The organism is Cognatundibacterium jejuense, assembly GCF_014284255.1.
Classification (GTDB): domain Bacteria; phylum Pseudomonadota; class Gammaproteobacteria; order Burkholderiales; family Burkholderiaceae_D; genus Undibacterium; species Undibacterium jejuense.
The window spans coordinates 75394-95199 of the sequence record NZ_JACOFV010000008.1 but is presented as its reverse complement, the minus strand read 5'-3'; the positions used below and the strand labels follow the sequence as shown (position 1 = coordinate 95199).

General features: G+C 40.3%; 15 protein-coding genes and 2 pseudogenes. 9 read left to right on the top strand and 8 right to left on the bottom strand.

All coding sequences use genetic code 11. The annotated features are described in order from the left end of the window. Positions 1-5 precede the first annotated feature (5 nt). Positions 6-671: pseudogene (locus H8K32_RS10055) on the bottom strand (ATP-binding protein); the annotation flags it as partial. 99 nt (positions 672-770) lie between these two features. Between H8K32_RS10055 and H8K32_RS10050 the strand changes: the two are divergent. The 6 genes and pseudogenes from H8K32_RS10050 to H8K32_RS10030 all read left to right on the top strand — a co-directional run bounded on the left by H8K32_RS10050 (position 771) and on the right by H8K32_RS10030 (position 6950). Then, positions 771-1475 (top strand): TnsA endonuclease N-terminal domain-containing protein, encoded by a 705-nt coding sequence (locus tag H8K32_RS10050; RefSeq protein ID WP_186912367.1) that lies wholly within the window; start codon positions 771-773, stop codon positions 1473-1475. Further along, complete coding sequence (locus tag H8K32_RS10045) at positions 1468-3408, top strand: Mu transposase C-terminal domain-containing protein (RefSeq protein ID WP_186912366.1); 1941 nt, start codon at positions 1468-1470, stop codon at positions 3406-3408. The genes H8K32_RS10050 and H8K32_RS10045 overlap by 8 nt, the downstream gene beginning before the upstream one ends. After that, on the top strand, positions 3405-4286 hold the full coding sequence (locus H8K32_RS10040) for a TniB family NTP-binding protein (protein WP_186912365.1): 882 nt from the start codon (positions 3405-3407) through the stop codon (positions 4284-4286). Before H8K32_RS10045 ends, H8K32_RS10040 begins: the two co-directional genes overlap by 4 nt. A 4-nt stretch (positions 4287-4290) precedes the next feature. Continuing rightward, positions 4291-4722 (top strand): annotated as a pseudogene (locus H8K32_RS20715) (TniQ family protein); the annotation flags it as partial. Between the two features lie 141 nt (positions 4723-4863). Further along, entirely contained in the window at positions 4864-5361 is a 498-nt protein-coding gene (locus H8K32_RS20360) for a hypothetical protein (protein ID WP_246447256.1), read from the top strand. Between the two features lie 668 nt (positions 5362-6029). Next, a complete protein-coding gene (locus tag H8K32_RS10030; protein ID WP_186912363.1) occupies positions 6030-6950 on the top strand; it encodes a hypothetical protein in 921 nt (306 codons plus the stop codon). Here the strand turns inward: H8K32_RS10030 and H8K32_RS10025 are convergent. Then, positions 6940-8766, bottom strand: a complete 1827-nt coding sequence (locus tag H8K32_RS10025; RefSeq protein ID WP_186912362.1) for a hypothetical protein — start codon at positions 8764-8766, stop codon at positions 6940-6942. The genes H8K32_RS10030 and H8K32_RS10025 overlap by 11 nt on opposite strands. Before the next feature lie 288 nt (positions 8767-9054). Between H8K32_RS10025 and H8K32_RS10020 the strand changes: the two genes are divergently transcribed. Then, complete coding sequence (locus H8K32_RS10020; protein ID WP_186912361.1) at positions 9055-9462, top strand: DEAD/DEAH box helicase family protein; 408 nt, start codon at positions 9055-9057, stop codon at positions 9460-9462. A gap of 809 nt (positions 9463-10271) precedes the next feature. Here the strand turns inward: H8K32_RS10020 and H8K32_RS10015 are convergent. Further along, entirely contained in the window at positions 10272-10736 is a 465-nt protein-coding gene (locus H8K32_RS10015) for a 3'-5' exoribonuclease (protein ID WP_186912360.1), read from the bottom strand. 480 nt (positions 10737-11216) lie between these two features. On the opposite strand from H8K32_RS10015, the gene H8K32_RS10010 reads away from it, so the two are divergent. Further along, positions 11217-11846: a hypothetical protein gene (locus H8K32_RS10010; protein ID WP_186912359.1), complete on the top strand. Its 630-nt coding sequence runs from the start codon at positions 11217-11219 to the stop codon at positions 11844-11846. Positions 11847-11924: 78 nt separating this feature from the next. Here the strand turns inward: H8K32_RS10010 and H8K32_RS10005 are convergent, their stop codons facing one another. Together H8K32_RS10005 and H8K32_RS10000 are read right to left on the bottom strand one after the other, a co-directional pair. Continuing rightward, positions 11925-12737 carry a hypothetical protein gene (locus H8K32_RS10005; protein ID WP_186912358.1) on the bottom strand — a complete coding sequence of 271 codons (813 nt, stop codon included), beginning with the start codon at positions 12735-12737 and terminating at the stop codon, positions 11925-11927. A 483-nt stretch (positions 12738-13220) separates the two neighbouring features. After that, a complete protein-coding gene (locus H8K32_RS10000; RefSeq protein WP_186912357.1) occupies positions 13221-14171 on the bottom strand; it encodes a site-specific integrase in 951 nt (316 codons plus the stop codon). An 81-nt stretch (positions 14172-14252) separates the two neighbouring features. Here H8K32_RS10000 and H8K32_RS09995 point away from each other — a divergent pair, with 81 nt between their 5' ends. Then, positions 14253-15452 (top strand): N-6 DNA methylase, encoded by a 1200-nt coding sequence (locus H8K32_RS09995; RefSeq protein ID WP_186912356.1) that lies wholly within the window; start codon positions 14253-14255, stop codon positions 15450-15452. Positions 15453-15459: 7 nt separating this feature from the next. Here the strand turns inward: H8K32_RS09995 and H8K32_RS09990 are convergent, their stop codons facing one another. The 3 genes from H8K32_RS09990 to H8K32_RS09980 are packed head-to-tail and all read right to left on the bottom strand — an operon-like array spanning position 15460 to position 19313. Further along, positions 15460-16392: a hypothetical protein gene (locus H8K32_RS09990; RefSeq protein WP_186912355.1), complete on the bottom strand. Its 933-nt coding sequence runs from the start codon at positions 16390-16392 to the stop codon at positions 15460-15462. Next, entirely contained in the window at positions 16389-18395 is a 2007-nt protein-coding gene (locus tag H8K32_RS09985) for an ORC-CDC6 family AAA ATPase (RefSeq protein ID WP_186912354.1), read from the bottom strand. Before H8K32_RS09985 ends, H8K32_RS09990 begins: the two co-directional genes overlap by 4 nt. Further along, complete coding sequence (locus H8K32_RS09980) at positions 18396-19313, bottom strand: phosphoribosyltransferase-like protein (RefSeq protein ID WP_186912353.1); 918 nt, start codon at positions 19311-19313, stop codon at positions 18396-18398. It abuts the gene before it with no gap. Positions 19314-19806: the final 493 nt, after the last annotated feature.

Below are 19806 nucleotides of genomic sequence, written 5' to 3'. Positions count from 1 at the left end.
ATGTCCTAGCGTTCTTTCAACGCACGGCGGTATTGAATCGCTTCCGCCACGTGGGGTGCGCAAATGTGTTCGGAGGCAGCCAGATCGGCAATGGTGCGGGCAACCTTGAGCACCCGATGATAAGCGCGGGCTGACCAGTCGAATTTATTCATGGCGTGCTTGAGTATTTTTTCTGCTTCTGTATCGGGCTGGCACAGCGTATCAATCTCTGTTGTGCTGAGCAGATTATTGGCTTTGCCTTGTCTTTGCTGTTGGCGGTCAAAGGCGGCTTCTACACGAGCAAGAATGTGGATGCTTGGTTCGCCGCTGGCTTGTTTGAGCAAATCAGTTTGCGGTAATGCGGCAACCTGGATTTGTATATCGATGCGATCGAGCAAGGGACCAGAAATTTTATCTTGATAACGATTGATGATGTCTGGCGTGCAACGGCACTTACCATTGCTGTGTCCGAAATAGCCGCACGGGCACGGGTTCATGGCGGCGATCAGTTGAAAACGTGCCGGAAAATCCGCCTGCCGCGCCGCGCGTGAGATCGTGATATGCCCCGATTCCAATGGCTCACGTAAGACCTCTAATACTTTACGATCAAATTCTGGCAGTTCATCAAGGAACAGTACGCCACGATGGGCGAGAGAGATTTCACCGGGGCGAGGATTGCCTCCACTGTCAATTCCATTTATTAACCCGATTTCAATTTGCTAATGCCCGTGGTTGTTGCATAATATTACAATGAATTATCCGAATTATTTACAATAAATAAGGCGACTAAATTGAAAATTACATTAATTAAGACTACTGAATCAAAAAACGGTGTTCGCGATGTGATTTCTAATAGGCGCGTATGCACTGGATACGAAAAAATCCCAAATGGTGACTTCGTTCCCTATGAAGGAACACTTGAACGAGACTTCCTTGTATTGGCTAGTTTCGCCGCAAGAACTAAGAAGGTAACCGCCCAGCCTCTCAAGATTCAATACAAAGACGGTAATGGAGAAATCAGGCATTACACACCTGACTTTCTCGTTGAGTTTAATAAGGTGGGAAATAGGCGTGCTTGGACACCTTGCTTATACGAAATTAAGTATCGTGAAGAGCTAGAGGAGCGTTGGGAGCAATTGAGACCAAAATTTCAAGCGGCAGCGCAATTGTGTAAAGAGCGGAATTGGCGCTTTCGTATCGCAACCGATGATTTTATTCGGACGGACTATTTGAAGAATGTATACTTTCTCAAACGATACGTCGAATGGTCAGATTCAGAAAATATGTCTATTGTGCTGCTGGAAACAATGGATGCCTTAAAGATATCCACACCATCTGAACTACTTGCGGCGGCCTTCTGGAATAAGGATCGACGAATGGCTGCCGTAGGAGTTTTTTGGCATTTAATTTATGCTAAAAAGATAGGTGCCGATATAACAAATCCTTTAACAATGGAAACCCAAGTCTGGGCAATTGAGGAAGACGAAAATGACTAATCTTGCCTCAGGCGGTTTTTTCAAGGTTGAGGCTGGCGCTCTGTTCAGCTATCGTGGGCGCCCAGTACGAATAAGACGTGTTTTGTCATTAGACAGTGTCGTCGTACAGTCACTGGATACTGACGAGACGGAGCGAGTGGCCACTGAGGAATTAAGGCCAATAACTGAGGTCATGCCGCGAGAGCTTCAAAAACCAATAACCAATGATCTTGAGGACTATTCGGATAAAGATTGGGCCAAAGCAAAAGAGATCTATGATGTTATTGAGCCTTTGCTGATTGCTAATCGTACTCGCGCACAAGTGGAGCAAGCTGCAATCAGGGCGAAAGTCCATCCTGCGACAGTTTATGAGTGGATCAAATTGTATTCATCTAGCGGTCACATGTCTTCATTGGTACCAATGACACCTGGTCGAAAAAAAGGCATCAAACTAATTGATCCGGATGCTGAATTGATCATTGAGCAAGTAATTGAAGATATATATCTCGATAGTCAAAGACTCAATGCAGCAGAAATCATCGAGGCGGTCCGAGAAAAATGTCGTGACCAAAAAATAAAAATGCCTCACCCGAATACAATCCGAAATCGCCTTGCATCTCTACCTCAGGAAAAAGTATTGCGGGCGCAAGGATTTGTTGAGGATGCCAATAAAATATCTAAAGCGATATTAGGATCATTTCCAGGTGCTGATGGACCACTATCAGTAGTGCAGATTGACCATACACCACTGGATTTCATTGTAGTAGATGAGGAAACACGTGAGCCCTTGAAACGCCCATGGCTTACCTTGGCAGTTGATGTCTACTCAAGAATGATTGTTGGAATCTATATTTCACTGGATGCTCCGTCATACGTAGCCGTTGGTTGTTGCTTGTCAATGGCGATGCTTCCCAAAAAAGACTATCTGGCCAGTCTTGGGATAAGCGGACGCTGGCCAGTGTATGGAAAAATGCAGAAAGTTCATTGCGACAATGGGAAAGATTTTAAAGGGAAAAATTTAACACGTGCTTGCGATCAATACAGCATTAGCCTTCAATTGCGGCCAGTTAAAACTCCTCGTTATGGTGGCCACATAGAGAGGATGATTGGTAATGTAAATAGGGTAGTACATAAGTTGCCTGGAACGACGTTTGCAAAACCCGCTGATCGTAAAGGCTACGATTCGAAAAAGAAGGCCGCATTGACCTTAAAGGAAATAGAGACCCATATCGTTGAATGGATTGTGAATCAATATCATCAAAAGATTCATTCCGCACTCAATATGTCCCCGATAAGGAAATGGGAACTAGCAATTCTAGGCGATGATAAACACTTGGGGCATGGGCTACCATTAATACCTCCTGATCCTCAAAAGCTAGTGATCGACTTTTTGCCAATTACAATGCGAACGGTCCAGAATTATGGCATCCAAATTGGAACAGTGACCTATTACAGTGAGGTACTTAATCGCTGGATTAATGCTCTCAGTCCTGACGATCCAAAGAAAAAAAGGCTTTTTATTTGCAGAACGGATCCAAGACATCTGTCTAAAATATGGTTTTTTGACCCAGAAGCCAATCAGTACTTCGAAATCCCATATAGAAATCTGTCGAACCCTGACATAAGCCGTGCCGAATATACCGAGATCTCGCGTAAATTAAAGCAGGAAGGCCGCGAAAATATTGACGAAGACGTTATCTTTGAATCAATCAAGCGAAATCGTGAAAGAACTGAGCATGCGATCACGCAAACGATAAGTGTTAAGCGAGGGCGCCAGACGAATTCAAAAAAGACTAAAGAAAGAAAAGAAGCCTATACCGTTACTCTGAATAAAACTGAATCGAAAAACGTAGACGAAAGTCAAACTAAAAAGCGGCCAGAACCAAGAGATGAGTTAGACGATTTGTTTGATGCTCCAGTGGCGCCTATACGTAACGTTAGGATTAGTTCATGAGCTTAAATCATCATCTGTCTCCAGCTATATTAGATTACGTTGATCGGGCAAAAGTTGAGAGAATAACCTTCATTCGTAGAGATCACTTTTTGTCATACGACATGGGAGATGCACATCTACGTGAGTTGGAAGATTTGATCAACCATCCCAAAACCAACCGTATGCCCTGCAGGGCATTGATTGGAGATAGCCAAAGTGGGAAAACCACTCTTTTGAAAGAGTTCATCATAAGACATCCAATTTATATGGACTCAGCGAACAAAGAGATATGTCATGTTATTTCGGTTGAAATGCCGCCAGAGCCAGACGAAGGCCGGTTTTGGAGCGCAGTACTTCAGTCCATGCTCATCGTCCATAACCCTGCGGGGATTGTAGAAAAGCTTGAGGCTCAAGCGATGTCAGAATTATTCGACTTGGGAGTGAAAATGATCATTGTGGACGAGTTTCACAATATGCTTCATGGCACGGCTAGGTTACAACGACAGTTTTTAGCCGCATTAAAATCTATGGTTAACAGATTAGGAGTTGTTTTAGTCGTTGCTGGAACATCTGATGTTGCGAGGGCTTTGGCATCCGATAGTCAATTTCTTACCCGTTTCGAACAAATGGCCTTACCGCGATGGAAATTGAATCAACAATTTCGAAATTTACTTGCGACATTTGAATCCATTCTCCCTTTGGCTGAGCCATCTGATCTGGCGAGTAGGGAAAAGACGATAGCAATATTTAACGCTTCGGGTGGTGCAATTGGTGGCGTAAAGAAAATTATTACCCAGGCCGCCGTCAATGCGATTGAGTCAAATCTGGAATCGATTAGCTACACAATTCTCACTGATGCCATTCAATCGTTAAACGAGCGCTCAATGAGCAAGGCTTAGCATTATGTATGTGCCAAAGCGACTAGGACGGATCCCGGCAATAGGTCACGATGAACTGTTGTCATCCTTTTTGATTCGGCTTGCGCACAAACATAAATTAAACTTGCATACGTTTTGTAGCACTGTGCTTCCTGGTCATGAGATTTGGACGCGCGATATTGATCGTTGTTCTAACATGCAACTAGTTAACGATTTATCTCGTAAAACTGGTTTTGATGCTTCTGTCATCTTAGAAATGACACTTCGCCCATTCATGATGATCATGGATGGGCGAATTTGCCGAAATGGTATAAGCAGATGGATATTGCCGTTGGGTGTGTTTCATCGAACTCGGGGAGCATTCGGGCAACAGTATTGTAGTGAGTGTCTCGCAGAGAATGAACCTATTTGTCTCCGTGCCTGGCGACTCGCGTTTAATATTCAATGCCCGGTTCATAACCTCAGTCTCCGGGATTGCTGTCCAAGTTGCGGCGCTCCTTTCCATCCCCACCGGAACGGAAGCCTAATAAATCTCAAATGTCACGTTTGCAGCAATACGTTAATATCATCTGGATCTTCTTGCACTTGTGAAGGTGCTTTGAATTTTCAAAAAAAGATGCAGAATGCTTTGTATTCGGATTCATTGTCACTTCACGAATTCAATAGTTGGCATAGACTACTTTCAATAATTGCACGGAACGATCAATGCTTTGCAGGTGATCCTGGAGGATGGTTTCAGTGGCGACTACTGGCTAGGGTCAGGTTGTTCGAGTTTGCAACCACTTTAAAACAAAATTGGCCAGATTCGTTTTTCTTATGGGCGGAAACACATCGGCTTTCACAGGCAGGGCTCAATGATTTTGATATTGGTCCCGGATGGTTAAAAGATGCAGTAATGCTTCTTCCCGAAAGATATTCTCCGCCCCGTAAAGCAAGAAATAGCGATAGCAGAGCAAAAATACTTCAATATGTCCGTATGCCAAAAGGAGTAGCTAAATCTACCCTCAGGGAAAAAATTCTCCTTGATGAAGCATTTTCCGTAATTCATAAATGGAAATTCACACAGAGCGGTCGGAAGAAAGAGAGCGACCATTGAATATCCTTACAAATTCCGATAATCAAGATACTTCGCGACGATGCGGCGAGTGCGGAGAGAATATTGACAAGGCTCACCGTCTTCATAAAGGTACACCGATTTGCGGTACTTGTTATCCGAAAGTTTTTGTCAAAAAACGTTGCTCTAAATGCGGAAACTTCACTAAGGCGCATCGAAATGATGCGGTACCAATATGTAACTCTTGTATGATCAAGGGCAGGAAATGCTGCCGTTGTGGAAAATTGACACCTAGAGCTGGTCTTACTGTAAATGGCTTGGTAGCTTGTAATAGCTGCGCTCCACATTTCAGAGAAAAGAAAGAGTGCTCACGCTGTAATTCGCTAAGTTCAAGACTTTCTCGGATCACAGGCATTAGTGATGAACCAGTTTGTGAACCATGTCAACGCAAGCTTGCATTTGCTACTTGCTCACATTGTGGGAAGCATAGGAAACAGCATTTTTATCTTATGAATAAACGGCCGATATGTAAAAGTTGTTTGGATAACAGCTTGTCAGACCATATATGTCCTGATTGCGGATGCTGCGTAAATGGGGTTGGCTATGAAAGCTGTCTGCCATGTGCGTCTATACGTAGTTTGAAACTAAAAGGTAAATTTCTTTACACCGCTCTTAGTAAGCCAGCGGTTCAAGAAATACTTAGTCATTTCATGAGTTGGACTCAAAGACAGAAGCATATTGGGCCTATAAGTAAGAGATTTTCTGAGTATGCGCAATTTTTTACGCGATTGAACGAGACAGTTGAAGATTCAATTAATGATGCATTAATTAAGGAAAAATTTACTGCTGAAGAATTAAGGCGTTACGGATATCTGACGAAATTTTTGGCCGAAGAGGGATATCTCACTACATCAAGTCTTTTAAGAGAAGAATGGTCAGAAGAACGTAGAATCGAAGCTACCCTAGAAAAATGCGCAGATAAATCTTGGGGAGATCAAATTGGAAAATTCTATTTGTGGTTGCAGAAAAAAAATGAAAAGCAGCTTGCAAACCGGACGATCCGACTTTATATCCACGCAGCATGTAGCTTAATGGAGCATGCCAATGTTACCTGTGTGGAGAACCTCAGACTTCAGCATCTCAATGCGTACTTAAGAAAGTGCCCTGGGCAACGCGCTTCTTTGCATGCGTTTGTTTCATTTGTTCAAGTGAAATTCAAGGTTCCGCTTAAATTGACTGGCTCTCGGAAAAAGCCTGTCGATAAATTATATGCCTTAGACATCGCTGAATTGCTCGAGATGTCTAGCACTGACTTACCGTTCAAAGAATTTCAAGCGGTCTTGGTTAAATTACTGAGTATTCTCTTTGGAGTACCGTTAAAGCAAGTGTTGAGTATCGGTAAAAATGATCTAAGTTTACTTCCTCATTCTCAAAAAATTCGTCTAAACGAAAATTGGCTAGACCTGGATTCCAGACTTTTGCCAATCATCAGTAAATTTTTACTTATGAAAGTTTCCCTGTCGAATAATGAAATGAGACTATTCCCTGGTCGTGGTGCGATTGATTTTTTGTCAATTTCATCCTTGAACTACCGTCTATCAAAAGCCAGGAAATCGATACTTAAGACGTAGAGAGTTCAATAACCTCATCAATTGCCCCGAGAAGTTTTTCTGGGTCAAGCTGATTCTCTTCAAATTTATGAAAGGCTTTGGTCCAAAGCAGGTCACCTTGAAAGCCAGAAGACGAGTAGTTACTGAACCGCCCTTCTTTTGTAATGCAATGATTGAATAGCCGTTCTATAACTTTGAGCTCTAAAGTTTTACTTGCGGGAACGAAAACCAAAATTGCATATGTATCTGATTTGGATCGAGGCTCGATGTCCAACAAGTATATAAGATGCCCCTTTCGTTCAAGTTGAATCAGCCAAACTAACCGAGAACGAATAAAGGGATCGTACACTAATGACCATTTGTAGTAAATCGTGGCGTCCTTGTCTACTAAGGCACAGTAATTTCGACCTAACTTATTTATAGGACGAACAATCGCATGTTCCTGCCAGTCAGAAATTATATTATTTTTTTTCAAGGTGTTAAGGCAGAGCTCTAACGCCATGAAACGTTCAATAACTTGTTCACTGTCTTGAGAACTGAGACTCGCTTGTGGAAAAGTTCCTTTAGCGCCTTTGCTGCCAGTACTTGCGCGATTTCTTTCCGGTGATGATTGCTGGGCGCGCACTCCACCTGGATACTCCTGTATTTTTCTATACACGCGATTGATTTCAGGGAGACTGTCTCGCAACCAATTGACTGACAGCGATGGCAAATGCAGAATAGCCGCGCCAATTTCTGCGTCTTCGTCACCGATCAATTGAGTTACTGAGCGATGTTTTGCCTCCTTCTCTTGTGTAGAACCAGTTTCAGCATTGGGTTGCTCATTGGTATAAGTTGGAATGTACTTGGTTTCGGATACATGATTGATTTGGTATGGTAGAGATGGAAAGGTCGAGTCGGTAATTCGAAATGCGAAGAACCGGTCTTCTCTGCTTGATTTTCGATGAGAATTTTCCCCTCTTTTGGTTATCCACTTGCCTGCCAATTTTATTTGTATATCGTGGTCAGGAAAAGGAGGTAACGCCTTTATCCAGTGCGTACCCATCGGGTCACTACGCCATTGATTTACAACATCAATGCGAACTGATGTTGCTCGCATTGTCCCCACGTCAGTTCCTAGAAAAAGAGCGAGATAGCGAGCAGCAATTTCTGGAATGTTTTTATTGAGTTCAATTTCAAAGATATTTGAATCCAAATTTGGAAGCTTATAGTGCTTTGCAAGTGCAGCTACTGCGTCGTCAAACCGGTGCGAAAGTAACTCTCTTGCCAACTCAGAGCAAGGACAAAAATAAGCGCGGAAGATTTCATATGGGGGAATAAGTAGCTGCGTACCACACTTAGCGGTGACTCTCACCATGGGGGCTTTTGCAAAATTATGGAATGCGTCACTTACGTCTATTCCGCAAAATTGGTAGCTATGAGTTGGAATCCACATTTCTCGCTGGCTAGAAATGGTGTCTGTGGCAACAACCATGTCCCATAGTTCGTGTGCTCCAATTTCAAAGGATTCGGAAATGTCTTCTGGTACTCCCCCGATTTTTACTCGGTGTCCATCTTGCCAATATGTTCCAATCGCAAGTGATGGAATTGAGCCAGCAGACTCAACGAGAAACGTCAATTCCGGGAAGACAGATCCGTTTTTGGAGATACTTTTTGTAATGAACTCGCCGTGAGAGTTTAAATTCACTTCTGATAGCCAAATACCGACTCTGGGAGTGTGATGTTCGGATTTTGGATGGATATAGCTCCCAGCATAGTGGATTCGGTAAAGGCCTCCTCCTGAAGGAAATTTTTGAAAAAGGACATCTGATTCAACGGAAGCTTCATTTTCATCCATAAGGCAACATCCAAACGTAGACACTGATCAAAATACAAGGCTGGTTTTGTGGACTGCTATGAATTGAATTTATTGCATGCATCGTTAAAACGCTGCTAAAAATCAAGTTCATCAATAAAGCATACCGGATCTGTTTCATTCAGGGAATATAGTGAGTAAAAGTAAATAAATTTCTGCAACCAATGAGAATAGTTAAAAGTTATGAATTTTTTGATTCATAGCATTGTTTAATTGATAATTGTCTGTAAAAATTAACATCACCGACCAATAGCAGAACTTGATCAACAGATGTTTGATTTTAAAAGCTTAGCGACCATAACTTCATCAGATGCACCTGCAACACTTGCGGCATTATTTGAACAGCTTGACCGTAAGGCTACTCATACTAGTTTAAGGCCACCGCAGTTGTCGGCATTGGGTTCACTTGATACAAATTCAGAGATTCGCGATCTTGTTATAAAGATGAGCACCGGATCGGAGAAAACGTTTTTTGGCCTGGCTTATGCAGAAATGATGCGTCGTCGCTATATGCGCAAGCCTGTGGTCTATCTTTGTCCGACTACGCAATTGGTAGAACAAGTACTTCGGACAGCACATGCAATTGGAGTACCTGTTTCAACTTTTGCTCCCAAAGGCCTGCCATATGATGCTCTGCAAGGTGACTCTGAACTTCCCCGAGTTTTGGACTTCCGCTAGTTTAGTAGAAATTTCATAATGTCGAAACTAAGAAGGGAAAAATCCAAATGGGAAATAATCGCTACACAGCAGAACTCAAAGCAGAAGCAATTTAGCAGGTTATTGATCGCGGGCATGGTGTTGTGGCTGCTATCAAGCGACATGGCATTTTCGATAAAAGTGGTGATACGAATAAAAACTTGGATAAATTTTCTCAAGCTTCGTACGTACAACTGTCATTCGAATAAAGCCAGACCTGCTCTTCAGGTTTAGATCGAGTGAACTTTTTAGCTTTTCTGGCAACGACTAGTTGCAGCGTTAATTTGCTCATAATAATACTCAAAATCTATCTATTGAGTATCAATGTACTCAAATGGTCCTGTTTGTAGACTAATTTTTTTACCATTTAAGTGACAAAAGAAGAAATCCGATTAACGTTGTTTTATAGCGGTTTTTTGAGCAAAATCGCATAGGACGTTACCTATGTGCATTGGCATCAAATGAGCCGTTAATTGACAATGTAAATAAGCGAGTGATTAGCATTTCAAATAAGCCGCCAAATGACAACTGAAATAAGCCAGATATCGGTTTTATCCGGAATCTTTTCAAGCTCTATCTCCAACGGTCGCTGTCATTGCAAATCGCCTAAAAAAAATAATTGCTGCAGGCGAGTACGTAATAACATTTTGTGTCACTTGCTCAAAATTTCCGTGGACGTCACCACAAAGGAAGATCATCTAACGAGCCTTTTTCATTCATCATTAACCAAAATCCTTACGCACATTGGTTTGTTAGTAATTCATCGTATATTTCAAAAAAGCCCAGATCCTTCATGATTTTTCTTCAATAAACGCAATGCAATTTGCTCTTGCATCGTATAACGCGTGATGTCTTGGCAATCGGCTTCTTTCATAAAACTCATACCGCGAAATTTCATTGATTTGTTCAGCGACTAAACATGCGGCACACCATTCTGGGACGCAATAATCAAGCGCATCGGCAAACAAATCCCAGTCGGTCTGATAATCAAAACAGATGTTGACTCGTTGCCCAATCGGGCGCAATGATGATAGCCAATCTAACATTTTCGTTTGTAAATCCTTCGCTGAAAAAATGCACTGCGGGTATTTTCCAAGCAAAGGAATGACGGCTTCTCGAACAAAGGGTGAGCACGCATTTTCAGGGTAAGGAACTTCAGCATAGAACTCCTCTCCTTTCGCCGTCACCATACCGATGCTGATTAAATGCGTATCAATGAAATCTGTAAATTCAGTATCGATAAAAATATTTACCATCGCTTTTCTCAATCTAAAATATGCATTACGTCAAACCGATGCGATAACTAATACAAATCCGTGGAAGAACAAAATCATTGAAGAAATCTTTGTTCAAAATTACCTGCATCAATCAATAATAGTTCAAATGCTTTTGACGGCGAACTCAAATCTCAATAATCAAATTCGGATTGAAATTGACGTTTTCCGGTGTGCCACCTTTTGTCTGATAACCACACGGATTGCATACCATTCTGCATTGATCAATGCTGTAATCAAAGGACTCATGCATATGTCCATGTATCCAAAGGTCTGCTTTTGCAGCAAGAGCGTCTAAATTTGAAGCGTACGCCGCTGATACCAAGTCATTAGCGTAATATGTCGAGACCGATTTTATCGATGGTGCCATGTGACTCACCACTGAATTTTATTAAAAATAGTGTCTCACAATAGTTGTTTTATATTTAAAATAATCAAATAAAAAATAATAGAGAACCTCATATGCCCTCCAAAGATGACGTAACAGATATTTCCAATAAAAATATGCAGTTTTCTAAACTATTTACATATTTTCACGAAAAAACAGAACAATATACGACTGAAATTGATCGATTTTATGATGACCTCATAGGTTTTGAAAAAGCAATTGGCGAATCCAAACAAATTGGAAAAAACTTGGAAGGATATGCTCAATTTATCAAAATTCAATTGTCAAAAATATCTGATGTCGAGAACAGAATAGATTCAATTGTCAAAGTTGCCGGAGAAAATGCAGGAACTGTAGCTACGACGAAGGCGAAGGAAGTGGGAAAAGGCATCTTGCGAGATATTACAGATGCTGAAAAAACAGTTGATGTCGTTAACTTAAAACTAGAAAAACAAATAAATCGTATTTCAATACTTATGATTCTTTATCCTATTGTTTTAATTATTTTTACTGCCGGAGCTGCATATTTGACGCATTTATTTTATTTAGATCGTATAGTTAATCCGATCGATTTACAATATATCGAACAAGGTAAGGTCCAAGAAATTTTGATTACAAATGCGAATGCAAATGAAAAAAAAATTATCGAAACTATTTTAAAGCGTGGTACCCAATCGAATAGAAAAAGAGAAGACAAGAAATAAGGTTTGGAGAGTGTCAAAATTTAAGCACGTAAATATGATTGCTTTTGAAGTGTAATATAAACTGTCAATTCTATAAAATTAAATTGAGGGTGACCAGTCTTGTGACTTACCTATTTCACGCTCGATTTCTTTCTTTCTTTCAATTTTTATTTTTGAATTTCGTTCCAATCTCATTAAATATTCATTATCAAAATGAATGGTTAATTTCATTAGATGTTCAAAACTTGAGAATTTTAATACTTGAATTTTACTGCTAATTCCATTTGTGGGCGGAACCCAAACACATATTGACCCCTGAAAATTTTCTAGACCTTCGGTACCTGATGTTCCGGCAATTTCGTAAAGATCTTGAAGGTATCTTTTAAATCTTTTAAGACCTCCTCCATTGGTCATACTTTCTAGAAAGGTTGATATAAAATCCTCAGATTGCCATTCTTTGCATTTAATATTTGGAATTTCTTTGTTAAGAATCTTTGCAATTTGGGGTATATAGCGGCAAACAGTTATTTGAACTTGTGATTGGGGGGCAACCAATCCAGGTATAGTAATTTCTGTAAGCTCACCCCAAGCAGCACAATGCATAGCTTGTGACCGCGCCCGTAATGCCGAATTAGTTTCGCAAGCGTCCAATAATTTTACGCGTAATTTCTTTTCTCCTTCGGACGACAGTGCGTTTTCATTTGCTTTAAATTCAATAAGGGTAAATCTACTATTTGCAGCAATTAGGTAATCAGCTAGGGCTTGATCTTGCCCACATAGGGCCGTTCCAACAACATATGGTAAAACGTCGCCATTTTTATTTATTTCAAGAAATTTAGACTGAACTTGCCCTGAAAAAATCTGGATGATGTCTTGCTCCATGTCACGGATGAACTTATCGTTGCTAGTCATTTTTTATGTTTCGTAATTCATTTAAATTTTAGTTATGCGATTGTACGATCTACTGCGCTTAGAACTTTTTACGGATCAATCAATTTGCCCTCAATATCATTTAATGCTTTTTCCCAGACAAACTCGCTTTGCAGGCCTGCGTTAGGGTCATTGGTGAAACGAACTTGTTTATATTCACAACGATGAAATAATCTTTGCGCTAACGTTGCGTCAAGTAATCCTCCCAAAGTTACAAACACTAAAATCGCATATTTGTTATTTTTGTGTCGCTTTTCTATGTCAAATACATATTAAACGCAATCATCTTTCTTGATTTCTAGCAAACAAGTTTGGCGCGAACGCTGACTTGATGAATAGACAAACGCCCATGCGCTATAGGTCGTGTCATGTATATCGACGGGTGCACAAAAATTTCTATCTCAGCGCGAGCTCTGAATCTTCGTTTCGATCATTGATGAATGAATTCGACTAGATAGAAACGTGTCAGTTCCGAAATGAACACAGTAATATTTTTATTGTCGTATCTATAGATCGAGGTCTTTGTGCGTTAATCAAAAAATTGCTAACTCTTTGCAGATAGGCGATAGTCGCAGGTGGTATTTCTTGCTCGTTCGCAATTTTCCTTACATGCGCACGCAGGCTTCGAATGCTGACGGATCTTCCATCTCTAAAACTAAGGTTACGTAATATTCTATATAAAGTTGACGAACTTACATTCGTACGTCTCTTTGGGGGGATTAGGGGAAGTCCTTGTTCTGGAAGTCTCCGGTTCGGTGACAATCCGTAAAATTTATACAACCAAGTTACTACATGCAGAGGTACGGATGCAGTTACCTCTTCGTTAGAGTTTCCTAAATTTAATGTAATTTCGGCTGTGTTTTCATGCTCTAGAGTAGCAACTAGCCTAGCCTTTGCTATTTCTTCAAGATTTAATCCAGTCCATACAATTAAGTTACAAATTAATGCGCTCTGTTGATATTTTTCCTGACAATTTGTAATTGGTTTGCCCAATATATCATCAACTCTTGCGCCATCTGCCCCCCCCAATTTAGTAGTTTCTTTATTGTTGCTTAATGCAGTTATTTGAGGATTTAAAATTGGACTTGATGGCAATTTTATACCCCAAGATGGACTTCGGATCAAAAGGCCATGCTCAACTGCCCACTGGAAAAAATTTCCTGTAATCCGCTGAATTTGTACGACGCTTGGGTGAGAAAGGCCGCGCCCTCCGTCGTAAGAGGTATTTGAAAGCCACTCGAGAAAATTTTCGTAGCTTGAAGTTTTCATTTCTCCCAAAGTTTCTCCGGATTGAGCTAGCCAGTTACTCAGTCGACGCATCGAATTGGTATAGCTTCGCAAGGTATGAGGGGACAATGACTTTGTCGCGAGCCATTCATCCACTAGTTCTTCAAGATCACGTTGTTTGTCGCTCATATTTTTTGCTCCGAGTACATATTTCATTTGCAATTTAATCAAAGATTATTATAATAATCAAGTAAAAAATAAGGCGACAAAATGCGAACCTCATACGTAAGTAATCGGCAAAAACTTGGTCAATTCTTTACACCTGAAAGAATTACTGATTTTATAATCAGTTTTTTGGATGCAGATACAACGAGTATTTTGGAGTTGGGATGTGGGGAGGGGACGTTTGGCAAGTCTGCCTTAAGCCGATTTCCAAACATGAATTATGTCGGCGTTGAGTTAGACCGAAAATGGCACAAATTGGCGATTGGTAAAATTCCTGAAAAGTCCGTGCTTTTAGGAGATGCGTTATCTATGAGGACTTTTCGTAAGTTACAGCACTGCGCACCTTTTAGCGCAGCTATTGGAAATCCACCTTACACACGCCATATATTAAACAGCAATTCACTAAGCCAAATATACCGGGCATTTCCTTCTATAAGAACCATCCCTATAAACAAGTTGTCTCGTTTGGATCTTGCTTTTCTAGCTGCCAGTCTGTCGTTAATTCAACGAGGGGGAGTTCTAGCTTTTATTTTACCTAAGACATTTTTTTCTGATCCTGGGTTTCGCATGTTTCGCCAAGATTTAGTGAAGCGTTACCAGTGTGACTTTGTGGCCGAATTAGACTCTGCTACTTTTGAAGGGATAGAAGTCGATACTACCTTCCTATTATTGCGAAATCAGGCGCCTACCATTAACAATGTACGATTAGGGAAAGTGAACCTTGAAGGTGAGGTTGTAGCAGACCTATCAGTATCATTTTCAAGTGCTATTGATAGAATGGACTTCTCTCATTATAAATTGCTTCAAGAACTTAATTTAGCAGATGAATCTTCGATGCTACGACTAGCTGATGTTGTTCAAGACTTTCAGCGCGGGTCATTAAGTAAAATAGAATTCGTTAAAATGGGACGAGAACATTTTCATACGACAGATTTCCCATCGGATTTTGATGAAATAGATTTTGGAGATGCATCAGAGATTTCTGGGGTTCATGCTCGTGCCGGCGACATTCTAGTTCCTCGTGTTGGTTCTCGCTGTCTTCTTAGGCAAGCTATTGTTCAGAGGGGTGGTCGCTCCATAACAGACTGTATTTACCGAATTCGACCAAATGAAGGGTTTGCAGAAACTATTCTCCAATCATTGCAGCATGAAATTGGCCAGCGTTGGCGTCAAGCTCATGCTCGCGGTACGTGTGCAAAATATTTGACAGTTACGGACATAATGCAGATGCCTTTAATCACGTAGATTTAACTTAATATTCGCCAAGTTCAGCACCGTCGGCTTGAACAACAAAGAGATGCACTTTCCCTACTCCTTTGGTGCGTCCGGAAGATCTTTTGGGGTAGTCGTAACGGATGCCAACTTCTCTGTGGCAACCTGCAAACACAGCACAAGCAATAGCAGCCGGCTTAGTTCCAAGAGGAGATAGTTCAAAAACAACGCTGGGATTCCTAGTTGCTTCGTAAAGTTTTTGAATGATGTTAAAACATGAAAATGGGTTGTTCGCACCTGCGTAGAGGATATCATCGCGGCCAATATCGTCTAAAACGTGGCAATTCTCAATCAAAGAGTGGTTCTCCCAGACAGTTCGGTATGGAGGAACTCCAAATACGAGGTTGTAGTGTTTCCTATCTTCTGCTTCTGCATCAGCAATTAGATTTCTCAATCGACGTCCCTCAAAACCGAGAAAAACAGTAATCCATGCTTGACTTTTATTACCGCGATTTAAAGGCGTGAAACCAGGTATAGGGTGATGTTCCGCCTCGAATGAATCGCTGAGCACAAAATGTGGGGCATCGTTTTCATCTTCAGAGGGCTTAGTCTGATATTCTTCAGGTTCAGCGTATAAAAAGGAAAAGCAAACTTTTTTTCGTTGTGAAACATATGCCCTGATAATTAAGAGAATGTCAGGAAAATCTAAAGTCGTTGCGTCGAGGAGGACGTTTAGAGCAGGATAAGTTGCGACAACTTTTTCAAGTTGGTTTGGGCGAACAGTAAGATCATCAATATTGAGTATAAACGTTTTAGGATCGTAGGAAATTTTGCATGTTTTCCTTGCTAAGTATTTGGCTTCCTCAATTGTGAACTCCCCTCTTTGATCAAGTGGTTCAGCAATAAAAGCGACGTCGAAAAGATCACCGCATCTATCACGCACATAAGTGGACTGCATTTGGAATTCAATCATGTAAATAGGTCGTAATTTTTGCGTGAATCGTTTTCAGAATTTATCTCCCATTTTTCAGTATAAGACCTGAGTAAGTTCTGATATTCCATACCAGTTCCAAGAAAGATGGTATTTATCTCAACTGCAGTAAGCGCCAATTTACGTTTTTTACGATAGCTAATGCCAAAGTAGGGTGCATAAATAGGATTTGGAACATAGTCATTTTGTACGATATCGTAATCAACCTTATTTTTAGTGTCGTCTGTGCGGTATAAAACAGACCACATAAGTGCATCTTTAAGTAATAAGCTCACTTCATTCTTTAAACCTATGCTACCAGCGTCATCAATTGAAAAATGGTTTACTTCCGACTCTCCCTGACTTGGCCTGCGCTGAGCAGCCTCGAAAAGATGCCCAAGTCGCATAATCAATTTGTGTAAATTTTTGCCGTTTGCACCAGCTCTCTCTACTTCATTTAATAATTTTGTACTTACTTGCTTTGCCGCAAAAGCCTGAATTTCAGGGGACACAACCATTGGTACTAAGCTGTCCTTACGTAGCTCTGACTCTAAAAAAGCCTGATGACAGAGCTCCTGGAAATATCGCAGATTAGGACGAGTCATCCCGCAGTAACGACCAAATCCGCTATAAAGTAGATTTTCTCTATTGGGTAAACCTTTGTACAAGTACAGGATTGATCCATGCAGCGTGTTTTCTACCCAACCACCGTCTCTTTTTGTAAATTCGCTTCTTTCAGGACTACTAATGGACAACTCCAGCTGCTCAAGGATGTAACTGGTCTTCAACTTACCACGATGTAGAACAGATGCCGCTACAATACTGACAGTTGGATGAACTTTGTCGAAAAATATATCGGTCGTGATGTCATGAATACCCCTTTGTTTCAAGGCTAATTTAATTGTTTTCTCTAACCGATTTTTTAGCGCCGGATCGTTACAAGCGTGGGAAGCAATCTCGCTAACAGATGTTTGAGGAAAAATTTCCTTTACACGATTTAATACCGCTGATTTATATAGATCTTCATTTCTTTCTGGCAGAAATCTTGGGTCAAATAAAAATTCTCTTTTAAAGTTCGGAAACTGAATATCGAAGCCTTCATTACTGAGTCTGAGTAAAACAACTTCAGCTGCAAGTAATTCGAAATTCTTTCGACCACCCTTCAAAAGTTGTTCTTCGATATTTATAGTTCGGTAATCATGAGGATCTATAAGTTGTTCGTCAGTACTAGTAAAAAACTCAGAAATTGCATGCGAGCGAACAGAGAAACTAACGCAAAATAGTGTTTGAGGTTGTTTGATATAGTCGTTAATAATACGCTGCTGAGACGGTTGTAAATTTTCAAATTCATCTACAAAAATTCGATAAAAACTGTCTTTTAATCGCTTGTCCGCATTCAAAAATACTTCAAGAATATTATTTAAAACATCCTTAAATCCGAACATTAGTGGTCTTTCTAGTTTAGGATTTTGCACCCAAAGATCTAGAGCACTCCGTTCACTCTTAATATGGTTACGTAGCAAATCAAACGTCAAAATATCTTTTGGAAAATATGAACGCAGCGTATTTGGCAGGGCAACTTTCCGCAAGTCTAGGATGCCGCTCTCAAAATCAGCCATGGCCATACTTTCGACACAATCACATAATGCCTCCAGAACGCTGATGGTGAAGTAATGAGCGAAAGCTACATCCGCCTCGTCTCCGAGCCAAGCACTTTTAAGAAGCTTACAAAAACGAATATCTGGTTTCCAATATAAGCCAATGAACTCTAAAGCACTGTCAGGAATTAATTTCCTTTTACGACTAAAGGTGGTCGAATGGCATAGATACCGCATTAACATTGTTTTACCACACCCACGTCCACCCTCGATCTTGACCGCTTTTTTTTCTTTTAGAACCGGGGAACTACCAATGAAATGAGGGACAACAAACTGCCCCCAAACATCATCCGGAAGTAGCTCAGCTCTGTTTTTTAAAAAAGCTTCTGAATAGTGCTGGTTTTTCATTTATCTACTCCTTATGGGAGACCATTGACCTTTGTCACTCCAGTAAGCTTTAAGTGTATTGTTTGGGACTGACATCGAAGTTACTACTGTTAAACCTAGGTCAAATAATTTGACCGTATCGGAAATTCCTTTTTTCTTTAATACTCCGTCATAAAACTTTTTTACGTCGTCAACGCTGTTATAGGAGTCACGTCCCCACAAATTGCTATCGATTTTTGAAGCGGCAAAAAAATTATTTGCTGTTGATAATAATTCGCCGCAACGAAGCGTTATATATGGAAATTTGTCTTTTATTGATTTGAGTCCGTCCTCGTAAGCCATATAAGAGAGATAAATGAGCTTGAATTTTTTAGCCCAAGATTCAATATCATAATGATTGGCAAATTTTTCGAATTGTGAACCTGTTCCAACGAAATCGTCGATCATCACTAAATATTTAATTTTATCTGGGAGCGTGACAACATTTTCTGGTCTAACTGTCTTAATTTTGTTAACCAATCCAGAGTCACGTAAATCTCGGATTATTGCAGCACCAGACTTACCTGGTACTCGATCAAATTCTCCGTCTAAAGCGACGAATTTGATCGAGCCATTATCAGATGCACTGGATAGTGAATCGAGAAAATTTCTCATTGAAGATGATGTGTCGTAACCACACTCCTCCAATGCTGCTGGAAGTTCCATTTCCAGCAAATGTCTCAACATACTTTTGAGCATATCGTCAGAGCGGTAAATCATTGCGTCAAGCAAATGAGCCGCTAAATATTGTTCGCGCGTACTCTCAAAATTGTTGAGCCACGCTCTTAGCTGGAAATGTTTTATTCCGACAAGAATATTGTTCTTTATTAATAACTCAGTTTTTCTACATACTGAGTTGTAATATTCTGATCGTGAATCAGTAGGAACTTCAAAAGACATATTTAGACGCTCACCAATTTTGATGGGCGTTTGCTTTTTAAATAACAATCAAAAAAAAATATCATTATTTTTCGAATATTTAAGATCTAAGGTAAGAAGCGGACGTATTTTATTAAGGTTTTTAACGAGTGTCTCGAAAAATGATTTGGCTAAGATCTTTTGTTAAGAAAAAATTATACTTTAAATTAGCAGCTAAATTTTCATATTTACATGCTTTTTATGCAAATATATATACCAATTTTCTTCATCGTGCTCTCGTAGTCGTGCGATGACTTCTATAAAGGCTGCTTCATTGTGATGTACCATTGAAATTTACGTATTGCTAACGGCAAACGAGTGAATTATCCGTGTTTATTTGCATGAATCACAAACAAAGCAAATAGTATCTTTCAGTTCTCCTACTTAAGTTATTTATGACGAGTGTGTCTGTGGTTAACTAATAAAGCACCATTCAAGTGTGTATTGATATGGAGTTTTTTAATTTACTTAACCT

Bases quoted from the DNA above. Each gene is read 5' to 3' on its own strand.
- H8K32_RS10045 (WP_186912366.1), top strand. From the start codon at position 1,468: ATGACTAATCTTGCCTCAGGCGGTTTTTTCAAGGTTGAGGCTGGCGCT.
- H8K32_RS10040 (WP_186912365.1), top strand. From the start codon at position 3,405: ATGAGCTTAAATCATCATCTGTCTCCAGCTATATTAGATTACGTTGAT.
- H8K32_RS10030 (WP_186912363.1), top strand. From the start codon at position 6,030: ATGAGTTGGACTCAAAGACAGAAGCATATTGGGCCTATAAGTAAGAGA.
- H8K32_RS10025 (WP_186912362.1), bottom strand. From the start codon at position 8,766: ATGGATGAAAATGAAGCTTCCGTTGAATCAGATGTCCTTTTTCAAAAA.
- H8K32_RS10020 (WP_186912361.1), top strand. From the start codon at position 9,055: ATGTTTGATTTTAAAAGCTTAGCGACCATAACTTCATCAGATGCACCT.
- H8K32_RS10015 (WP_186912360.1), bottom strand. From the start codon at position 10,736: ATGGTAAATATTTTTATCGATACTGAATTTACAGATTTCATTGATACG.
- H8K32_RS10010 (WP_186912359.1), top strand. From the start codon at position 11,217: ATGCCCTCCAAAGATGACGTAACAGATATTTCCAATAAAAATATGCAG.
- H8K32_RS10005 (WP_186912358.1), bottom strand. From the start codon at position 12,737: ATGACTAGCAACGATAAGTTCATCCGTGACATGGAGCAAGACATCATC.
- H8K32_RS10000 (WP_186912357.1), bottom strand. From the start codon at position 14,171: ATGAGCGACAAACAACGTGATCTTGAAGAACTAGTGGATGAATGGCTC.
- H8K32_RS09995 (WP_186912356.1), top strand. From the start codon at position 14,253: ATGCGAACCTCATACGTAAGTAATCGGCAAAAACTTGGTCAATTCTTT.
- H8K32_RS09990 (WP_186912355.1), bottom strand. From the start codon at position 16,392: ATGATTGAATTCCAAATGCAGTCCACTTATGTGCGTGATAGATGCGGT.
- H8K32_RS09985 (WP_186912354.1), bottom strand. From the start codon at position 18,395: ATGAAAAACCAGCACTATTCAGAAGCTTTTTTAAAAAACAGAGCTGAG.
- H8K32_RS09980 (WP_186912353.1), bottom strand. From the start codon at position 19,313: ATGTCTTTTGAAGTTCCTACTGATTCACGATCAGAATATTACAACTCA.